At 71.8% G+C, this 10,482-nt stretch carries 5 protein-coding genes; all 5 read left to right on the top strand.

The annotated features are described in order from the left end of the window. The first annotated feature begins 9 nt into the window (after positions 1-9). Positions 10-846, top strand: coding sequence for a PP2C family protein-serine/threonine phosphatase (locus FJ657_RS12535; protein WP_141164069.1), 837 nt, complete (start codon positions 10-12; stop codon positions 844-846). 55 nt (positions 847-901) lie between these two features. Continuing rightward, complete coding sequence (locus tag FJ657_RS12530) at positions 902-2,425, top strand: FHA domain-containing protein (protein ID WP_141164068.1); 1,524 nt, start codon at positions 902-904, stop codon at positions 2,423-2,425. Further along, positions 2,425-4,116 (top strand): serine/threonine-protein kinase, encoded by a 1,692-nt coding sequence (locus FJ657_RS12525; protein ID WP_141164067.1) that lies wholly within the window; start codon positions 2,425-2,427, stop codon positions 4,114-4,116. The genes FJ657_RS12530 and FJ657_RS12525 overlap by 1 nt, the downstream gene beginning before the upstream one ends. Then, positions 4,113-4,829 carry an FHA domain-containing protein gene (locus FJ657_RS12520; RefSeq protein WP_141164066.1) on the top strand — a complete coding sequence of 239 codons (717 nt, stop codon included), beginning with the start codon at positions 4,113-4,115 and terminating at the stop codon, positions 4,827-4,829. The genes FJ657_RS12525 and FJ657_RS12520 overlap by 4 nt, the downstream gene beginning before the upstream one ends. 79 nt (positions 4,830-4,908) lie before the next feature. Beyond that, positions 4,909-10,479 (top strand): Ig-like domain-containing protein, encoded by a 5,571-nt coding sequence (locus FJ657_RS12515; protein ID WP_141164065.1) that lies wholly within the window; start codon positions 4,909-4,911, stop codon positions 10,477-10,479. Positions 10,480-10,482: the final 3 nt, after the last annotated feature.

Below are 10,482 nucleotides of genomic sequence, written 5' to 3'. Positions count from 1 at the left end.
TCAGCGATCATGACCGACGACGACTTCGACCCCTCCGCCGCGCGCCCGCTCTCCAGCGCGCGCAGCGACGTGGGCCGGGTGCGGAGCGTCAACGAGGATCTGGCGCTCGCGCGCTTCCCGCTCTTCTTCGTCGCCGACGGGATGGGCGGCCACGAGCGCGGCGACCGGGCCAGCCGCACCGCGATCGACACGCTCGCAGCCCTGCTGCCGGGGGACGATCCGGTGTCGCCGGCCGAGCTGCTCGACGCCGTGCGCGCCGCGAACACGGCCGTGTGCGCCCTGCGCGATCCGGTGACCGGGGCGCTCTCGGGCACGACCCTCACCGGTCTCGCCGCGGTGCGCGCCGAGACGGGCGAGCAGCTCTGGATGGTGGTCAACGTCGGCGACTCGCGCGTCTACCGCTGGAGCGGTCGGTCGCTCACGCAGCTCACGATCGATCACTCCGTCGTGCAGGAGCTCGTCGACGCGGGCGAGATCACCCAGCTCGAGGCCGAGCGGCACCCGGAGCGCAACACGATCACCCGGGCGCTCGGGGCCGCCGACGAGGTCGAGATCGACGCCTGGCTGCTGCCCTACGCCGGGGCGGCCACCTTCCTCATCTGCTCCGACGGCGTGACGAAGGAGCTCGGGCTCTTCGACATCGAGAAGCTGCTCTCGGGCCACGGCGACCCCGACCGCGACCTCGCCGACAGCATCGTGCAGGCCGCGCTCGACGCGGGCGGCCGCGACAACGTCACGGCGATCGTGGTCGAGTCGGGCGAGCTCGCCGAAGCCACCGCGCTGAGCACCGAGCGGCGCGACCACGTCTTCGAGTTCGACGACACGCATCCGCGCGGTTCGCTGTGATCCCCGCCCACCCGACGGCGCCGCGGCGCCCCACCGCCCATCTGAGGAGCCTGCTGTGACCATCTACTCCGTGACTCCCGGCACCCCCGGAGAGTGGGCCGCGCTCGCCGCCGACCGGCTGCTGCTGGTGGTGCGCGCCGATGCCGCGCTCGAGCCCGCGACCCTGCTCGGCGAGCTGGCCGGATCCGAGCCGGCGCGGCGCGTGATCGAGGCGCTGACCTCGCGCGGACTCGCCGCGACCCCCTCGTTCGCGCTGCTGGAGCACCCCGAGGCCTCGGGCCCGGTGCGGGTGATCGTGCGCGGCGAGATCACCGTGTCGGGAACGGCCCACGGCAGCCCGGTCGAGGTCGGCGGCTCCGGTGTCGCGACCTGGGTCGAGCAGCTGGTCGATGGTCTCGAGGATGCGGTCGTCGCGACCTCGGCGGTCGCGTCGGGCACGGCGCTGCCGCTCGGGCACGGCGGGGCGTGGGCGAGTCGGGTGTCGGTGTCGTCGACGGCCAGCTCGGCGATCGCCGCCGACCCGGCCGCCGCCGCTGCCGCGGCGGACGGCGGCTCCGCTGAGCCGCTCCTCGCCTCCGGCCCCGATGTCGTGCCCGTCGCCGTGGCCCCGCTCGTGGTCGCCGCGGCGCCCGTCGCGGACGTCGATCTCGCCGATGCCGCCGGTGTCGTGGACGCCGACGCGGACGGTGCCGACGCCGGCGCCGCCGGCGCTGCGGATCCGCTCGCCGACGAGGACGCCGAGGTCGACGAGGCCTCCGAGGCGCCCGAGGCGGATGCCGCCGACGCTGCCGACGAGCCGGCCGCCGCTGCGGGAGACGCCGCCGATCGGCCCGCTGAGCCCGACCTGCTGCAGGAGCAGACGATCATCCCGTCGAGCGACGACCCGCTCGCCGACGAGTCCGGAGCCGAGGCGCACGCCGGCGCCGGCGCCGACACCGACTCCGACCCTGCCCTCGACGCGGCCGAACCCGCCGTGCCTGACGCAGCCGACGCCGAGGCCGAGGGCAGCGACTACGACCATCTCTTCGAGGCGACGATCGTGCGCCCCATCGAAGACGCCGCCGTGCGCCCGCCCGAGGAGGGCGAGGAGGAGGGCGCCGCGCCGGTCGCGCCCGCCGCGCCGGTCGCACCCGTCGTGGACCCCGGCTTCGAGGGCGAGCACGACGGTCAGACCGTGCTGAGCTTCGGAACCCCGGGCCATGAGCGCCCCGCCGACAGCGAGATCGCGGCGGCCCCCTCCGGGCCCCGGTTCTGGCTGGTGCTGCCGAGCGGCATCCGCGAGCAGCTGACCCGCGAGACCCTGGTCGGCCGTGCCCCCGCCGGTCGGGTCACCGGCGGCGAGCTGCCGCGTCTGGTCACGCTCGCCGGCGACCCCGACATCTCGCGCACGCACGTGCGCTTCCAGATCGAGGGCGACACCGTCGTGGTCACCGACCTCAACTCGCGCAACGGCACCTCGGTCGTGCTGCCGGGCAAGCCCCCGCAGCTGCTGCGCGGCGACGAGCCCGTCGCCGTCATCGCCGGAACCCTGATCGATCTCGGCGGCGGCAGCGTGATCACCCTGGAGCAGTCCGCCTAGTGCGCCGCCCCGCCTCGACTCCGCCGAACCTCCCCGGGTTCGAGTTCGTGAAGCTGCTCGGATCGGGCGGCTTCTCGGACGTGTTCCTCTACCAGCAGCACCTGCCGCGCCGTCAGGTCGCCGTCAAGGTGCTGCTCAGCGAGGAGCTCACGGCGGCGTCGCAGCGGGCGTTCGTCGACGAGGCGAACGTGATGGCGCAGCTCTCGGCGCATCCCTACATCGTCACGATCTACGGCGCGGCGGTGGCCGAGGGCGACAAGCCGTACTTCGTGATGGAGTACTGCGCCGGGCCGAGCCTGAGCGACCGGTACAAGGCCGAGCGCTTCAGTGTGGTGGATGCGCTGCGCACCGGAGTGCGGCTGTCGAGCGCGATCGCGACGGCGCACTCGGCCGGCATCCTGCATCGCGACATCAAGCCGGCGAACGTGCTCACCAACGACTACGGCTGGCCGGCCCTCACCGACTTCGGCATCGCGTCGACGCTCGAGGAGCTGCCGGTGCACACGACGACGACCGGCGCGATGCTGGCCGGCGCCGAGAGCACGGGCACCGGCACGGGCAGCCAGTCGGTCGGCATGAGCGTGCCCTGGTCGCCGCCGGAGATGTTCCTCGACGACCCGCAGCCCGATGTGCGCAGCGACGTCTTCTCGCTCGCGGCGACGATCTGGACCCTGCTCTCGGGCCGCACGCCCTTCGAGGTCAGCGGCCGGCCGAACGGCACCCTCGACCTGATCGGCCGCATCGAGCGCGGACTCATCACGCCGATGGGGCGCGACGACCTGCCGGTGTCGTTCGTCGCCGTGCTGCAGAAGGGCATGGCCGTGCGGCGCACCGAGCGCTACCAGACGGCGCTCGAGTTCGCGCGGGCGCTGCAGCGCGTCGAGCTCGAGCTCGGCTACGCCCCGACCACGATCGAGGTGCCGCGCACGCTCGCCGAGCGAGCGGTGGCGCCGAACCCGGATGCCGACGAGACGCGCGTGCGCGGCGTCGCGACGATCGCGGCGCAGCCGGTCGTGGCGCCGGCCCCGCTCGCCCCTCCGCCGGCGCCGATCGGCCAGCCGCCCGCGGCTCCGGCGGGTCTGGTCTCCGACCCGACGCAGCTGCGCGGCGTGCCGACTGTTGCCGCCCAGGGCCCGGCGTCGGCGCCGCCCGCGTACGACGTCGAGGGCACGATCGTGCGCCAGCGCGGTCCGGTCGTCGACGCCCAGCCGGCGCCGCCGACCACGGCAGGAGCCGGTGCCGACCCGGCCATCGCCGCCGCGCCGGCCGCGGCGCCGCGCCGGCGCATCCCGCTCGCCGCGCTCATCGCGATCCCCGCCGCCGTGATCGTCGCCGCGGCGGTCGTCATCGCCCTCCTCGTCGTCGGACTGCCGAAGGCCGACCCCGACCCCACCGCCTCGCCGAAGCCCAGCGGCGGCAGCGCGCTCGGCGGCAACGTGGTCGCCGCGCCCAAGCTGCTCTCGGCCGAGCCGAGCGCCGACGGCACCAGCGTCACCTTCACCTTCGCGCCCGTCGACGACGCGTCCGCCTACCAGTGGGCGCCGTCGGAGCAGCCGGATGCGCGCACCGGCATCACGGTCCCGGTCGTGCAGCGCACCGGCGTCACCCCCGGCACGCGCGTGTGCGTGCAGATCATCACCGTCGCGAACGGGCGCACCTCGCAGCCCACGGAGGCCTGCTACCCGTCATGAAACCCGTCACGATCGACTTCATCGGCGAGCAGTACCGCGTCGAGCACCCGAACGACTTCACGATCGGGCGGGATGCCGATCTCACGATCGACGAGAACCCCTACCTGCACCGCCACTTCCTGCGCGTCTACGAGGACTTCGGCCTGTGGTGGCTCGGCAACGTCGGCTCGCTGCTGTCGGCGACCGTGAGCGACGGCACCGGCCAGGTGCAGGCGTGGCTCGCGCCGGGCGCGAAGCTGCCGATCGTGTTCCAGACGATGCATGTGATGTTCAGCGCCGGGTCGACGACCTACGACTTCACGATCCACACCGACGAGGACTACTTCAACACCTCGACGGCGGCGGCCTCGCAGGGCACCAGCACGACGATCGCGCCCGTGACCCTGACGACCAGCCAGCGGCAGCTCATCCTGTCGCTCGCCGAGGGCCTGCTGCGCCAGACCGTGCCGGGCCGGGGCGACATCCCGACGTCCGCGAACGCGGCGAAGCGTCTCGGCTGGTCGATGACCACCTTCAACCGCAAGCTCGACAACGTCTGCGACAAGCTCGACAAGATCGGCGTGCAGGGGCTGCGCGGGGGAGCGGGGAAGCTCGCCACCAACCGGCGCGCCCGGCTCGTCGAGTACGCGATCGCGAGCCATCTCGTCTCGGTCGAGGACCTGTACCTGCTCGACCTGCCGAAGGACCCGGCGAAACCGGCGGATGGGGAGTAGTCCCCATTTCGAGGCGGTGGAACCCTCGTGTTACCGTGGCCGCGATCTGAGGCGACTTTTCGTCGCGTGACGGGGTGACATGCTGCGCTTTCTGACCGGCTGGAGCCGTGGACGGAAGGCCATCGCCTCCGGCACGGTCATCGCGCTGGCGGCGGGGGTGCCGCTCACGGCGGCGATCCTGCACCAGGGGTTCCCGGTCAGCGACGTCGAGCTCGACAGCCGCGACGTGTGGGTCACGAACGCCCACGACCAGCTCGGCGGCCGCCTGAACCGGCAGATCGAAGAGCTCGACGCCTCGGTCCAGGGCACCAGCCAGACGATCGACGTGCTGCAGAACGGCCGCCAGGTCTTCATGACCAACGAGTCGGCGCACTCGATCGAGCGCATCGATCCGGCCTACGCGACGCTGCAGCAGAAGGCCGAGCTCCCGAAGAAGGCGGAGGTCGTCCTGGGCGGCACGACCATCGCCGTGCTCGACCCGAAAGACGGCGCGCTCTGGTCGGTGTCGGTGCGCAATCAGCTCGCCTTCGACCCGACGACGAAGGATCCCGACATCGTGCTGGGGGCCGGGGCGCACGTCGCGGTGACGCCCGAGGGCGCGGTCGTCGCCACCTCGCCGAAGAAGAAGCAGCTCGTCACGATCCCGACGCCGGGCGCCCTGCCCGAGACCGCCGGGCTCGACGTGCCCGCGCAGCACCAGCTCGCGCTGGTGGGCGACACCGCCGTGCTGCTCGACACGAAGGCGAACACGGTGGTGTTCGGCAACGGAACGCGCACGAAGCTCCCGGTCGAGGGGATGCGGCTGCAGCAGTCGAGCGCGAAGCACGACTACGCGCTCGTCGCCGCCTCCGATCGTCTGCTCCGGGTGCCGCTCTCGGGTGGCGCCGTCGACGAGGTGAAGGCCGACATCCCGACCGCGAAGAGCGACGCCGGCGTCGCCGCCCCGGTCTGGCTCGACGGCTGCGCCCACGGCGCCTGGGCCGATCAGCAGCGCTACCTGCTCGCCTGCGACGGGCAGAAGCCGCAGCTCGCCACGATCGAGCAGAACACGGCAGGCGACCGGCTCGAGTTCCGTGTCAACCAGCACGTGATCGCGCTCAACAACCTCGACGACGGCAACGCCTGGCTGCTCAACAAGACGCTGCGCGTCGTGAACAACTGGGATGAGGTCACGCCGCCGCAGCAGGAGGAGAGCGACGAGGAGAGCGACGAGAAGGCGACCGTGCAGTCGTTCGAGGACACCCTCGCCGAGCGCACCGACGTCAACCGGCCCCCGGTGCTCAATCCCGACAGCTTCGGGGTGCGGGCCGGGCGCACGACCGTGCTGCCGGTGCTCGACAACGACACCGACCCCGACGGCGACGTGCTCGTCATCACCGACTTCACCCAGATCCCGCCCGAGATCGGCCGCCTCGACCTCATCGACGGCGGTCGAGCGCTGCAGTACACCCCGTCGGCGAACGCCGTCGGCACGGCGTCGTTCCGCTACACGGCGAGCGACGGACGTGAGAACGGCACGGCCGAGACCACCGGAGACATCCGCGTCGTGCCGCAGGAGCAGAACACCGCGCCGAAGGAGAACCGGCTCTCGTCGACCACGGTCGAGACCGGGCAGAGCACCGACTACAACGTGCTGCTCAACTGGATCGACCCCGACGGCGACGAGCTGCAGCTCGTCGCGGCCAGCCCGTCGAGCGCCGACCAGGTGCGTTTCACGCCGGACGGCACGATCACCTTCACCCACACCTCGGGCGAGGTCGGCGAGAAGGAGATCGCGTTCACGGTCAGCGACGGCCGCGCCACGACCGACGGCGTGATGAAGGTCAAGGTCGAGCCGGCGGGATCGCAGAAGCCGATCGGCACGCCGGACTTCGCCGAGACCTTCGCGGGCGAGACCGCCGTCATCCACCCGATCGACAACGACCTCTCGCCGTCCGGCGCGCCGCTGCGGCTGCTCGGCGTGCAGGAGATGCCGGCGAACGCGACCGTGACGCCGAACCTCGACAAGGGCACGATCGACGTCACCTCGAATCAGGTCGGCACCGTCTACTTCGAGTACTCGCTCGGCGCCGGCGCGCAGAGCTCGGTCGGACTGGTGCGCGTCGACTTCCAGAAGAAGCCGAGCGACGCCCCTCCGCCGGTTCCGGTGAAGGATGTCGCCTACCTGCGCGAGGGCCAGACGACGACCGTCGCGGTGCTCGACAACGACGTCTCGCCGAACGGCAGCGTGCTCGCCGTGCAGACGATCGACACCTCCGCGACCGACCCGGCCGTCAAGGTCGAGCTGCTCAACAGCACCGTCGTGCGGGTGAGCGCCTCCGCCGCGCTGAGCGAGCAGACGCAGTTCACCTACGTCGTCTCCGACGGGATCAACACGGCCGTCGCCGGCGTGACGGTCGTGCCGGTCTCGGCGACCGTCACCCGCCAGCCTCCGATCGCCGTCGACGACCAGGTGACCGTGCGCGCCGGCGACATCGCGACCGTGCACGTGCTGAAGAACGACCGGCACCCCGACGGCGCGGCGATGAAGGTCGACCCGCAGCTGACGGATGTGCGCGGAGCCGGCAAGGGACTCGCCTTCGTGCAGGGCGACACCGTGCGCTACCAGGCGCCGAAGGAGGCCGGGTCGTACACGGTCACCTATCGGGTGCGCGACCAGTACGGCGAGAGCGCGACCGCCGATGTCGTCTTCAACGTGCAGCCGCGCGACGACAAGAACGATCGCGCTCCCGAGCCGAGCCCGCTCATCGCCCGCGTGTTCGCGGGGGCTCAGGTGCGCATCGACGTGCCGCTCGACGGGATCGACCCCGACGGCGACTCGGTGACCCTGCAGGGGTACACGAGCGCGCCCCAGCTCGGCCGCATCACCGCGGATGCGAGCGACCACTTCGTGTACGAGGCCTACGCGTCCGGCGCGGGCACCGACACCTTCCGGTACGCCGTCGCCGACACGCTCGGCAAGACCTCGGTCGGCGAGATCCGCATCGCCGTGATCCCCCGCGCCGAGACGGCGCTGCGGCCGAACGCCGTCGACGACCAGGTCGAGGTGCGCCCGGGCAAGACGGTCGCGGTGCAGCCGCTCGCGAACGACTCGGACCCGAACGGCTACACGCTCGCCCTCGACAAGAAGCTCACCGAGGTCGACAAGGGGCTGACGGCGGAGGTCGACCCGAAGGAGGGCAAGGTCGTCATCAAGGCGCCCGACAAGCCCGGCGCGTTCAACGTGCGCTACCAGGTCTCGAACGGCAACGGCGGCACGAACCAGGCCTTCATCATCGTGAAGGTGTCGCGGGATGCGCCCATCCAGCTGCCGACGGCGACCGACCACTACGTGCAGCCCGCCGACATCGGCAAGAAGTCGACCGTCACGGTCGATGTCGGAGATCTGATCGACAACCCGAACGGGCTCGATCGCGACCTCGTGGTCACGCTCAGCGGGCCCTCCGCCGGCTACGGCTCGGTGCAGGGCCGGTCGCAGAAGGTCGAGCTGACCCCGCAGGATCGCCGCGTCGCCGTCGCCTACACGGTCACCGACCCCGACGACGATCAGCTCTCGGCGACCGCCTTCCTCATCGTGCCGGCGAAGAGCGACTCCGGCTACTCGCCGCCGCCCTACCTCGACCCGAAGCTGCCGGTGCCGCAGGTCGTGCCGCAGAACGGCGAGAAGGAGTGGAAGCTCGACGACATCCTCATCGTGCCGTCGGGGCGTCCCGCGATCCTCACCGACGCGACGCTGGTCAGCGCCAATCACAGCGACGGGATGCCGCTCGCCGTCGACAAGAAGACGATCCGCTTCGGGGCCGCGAAGGACTTCCGCGGGGCGACCGCCCTCGTGTTCCAGGTCACCGACGGCGACTCGAAAGACGACAAGACCGGGCACACGGCGCTGATCACGCTGCCGATCGTCGTCGGCAAGGACGACCACAGCGACGAGGCCCCGCGCTTCACCTCGTTCACGCTGCCGATCGAGGCGGGCGAGGCGGCGACGAGCGTCGACCTGCGAGCGTCGACGGCTCACCCGAACCGCAGCGTCATCTCGCAGGTTCAGTACTCCGGACTCAAGGGCGTCATCCCGCGCCTGAACGCCTCGCTGAGCGGCGCCACCCTGCAGGTCAGCGCCGAGCAGGGCACGAAGGTCGGCACGTCGACCGACCTGACGTTCGAGCTCAAGTACCTCGACTACACGGTGCCCGCCACCATCCACGTCGTGACCGTGCCCTCGACCCGCCCGCGGGCGCAGGCGGTCACCGACGAGGTGAAGTCGCAGCGCGGCAAGACCGTCAGCGTCGACGTGCTCGCGAACGACTACAACCCCTTCCGCGATCAGGGCAAGCCGCTGCGCGTCATGGATGCGAAGGTCGACGATCCGGCGACCGGCGCCTCGGCCACCCACAGCGCCGACGGAACGGTCTCGGTGACGGCCGGGCCGAGCTTCATCGGCATCGCCAGCATCACCTACACGGTGCGCGACGCGACCGACGACGCGAGCCGCGACGTCACCGGCCGACTGCTGGTCAACGTGCGCGATCGGCCGGATCAGATGGCGGCGCCGCAGATCGTGCGCGAGGGCGACAAGCAGGTGCAGATCGCCTGGACGACGCCCGCGACCAACGGTGAGCCGATCAACAACTACACGGTCAAGTGGGGCGCCGCCGGGTCGAAGACGGTCGGAGCCGATCAGTCGGGGACGACGATCGACGGTCTGGCGAACGGCACGAGCTACAGCTTCACGGTGACCGCCGAGAACCTGCTCGGCGTCTCCACGCCGTCGAGTCCGAGCGCCGCGGCGGTGCCCTACGGCAAGCCCTTCGCGCCCACCGGCCTCAGGCTGACCGCCTCCGACAGCGGCGACGGCAAGCTCACGATGAGCTGGGGCGCCGCGAACGGCAACGGCCGCGGCGTCGACAAGTACATCTGGCAGGTCGCGGGCGGGCCGAGCGGCGAGGTCGGCGGCGGCGTGCTCAGCGCGGCGACCAACGTGGCTGTCGGCAAGGCTTACACCTTCACCGTGCGCGCCGTCGGGCTCGGCGGCACCAGCGACAGCAGCGCCGCCTCGAACAGCGACACCCCCAAGCCGGGCGCGCCGAAGAACGTCAGCGCCACGACGGGCGGCGCCGGCAGCAAGCGGGTCACCGTCACCTGGAACGCGGCCGACTCGCGCGGGACGACGCCGCACTACGAGGTGTCGGTCAACGGCGGCAACTGGACGACGCGGTCCTCCGGCTACGCCTTCGACGGCGACTTCGGCACGAAGTACACCGTGCGGGTGCGCGCGGTCGCCGGCAGCGCGACCGGACCCATCGCGTCCGACGAGGTGACGCCGAAGGACAACGACCCCTCCGGCAAGGTCGTCAAGGGCGCGAGCGCCCCCTACTGCTCGGGCTGCCACTACGTCAGCGCCGACTTCTCGAACCTCTCCCCGGGCACCTACGACGTGGTCACCGTGCTGAACGGCGGGTCGGGCAGCTTCTACGTCGGGCGGTTCACCCTCGGCTCGAGCGGCTCGGTGACCCTGCAGAATGGTCTCGGCAAGCGCAACGGCGACAACGTCCAGGTGGCGTTCCGCGCCGTCGGGGGCGGGGCCAAGAGCTACACCACGCCCGATTTCCACGGCTGGGACGGCCTCTCGGCCACCGGTCGCACCCCGTGAACC

Origin of the sequence: Schumannella soli (assembly GCF_006517435.1) — a bacterium.
GTDB lineage: Bacteria > Actinomycetota > Actinomycetes > Actinomycetales > Microbacteriaceae > Schumannella > Schumannella soli.
Note: the sequence above shows the minus strand (reverse complement) of the source record. Positions and strands in the feature narration are given on the sequence as shown.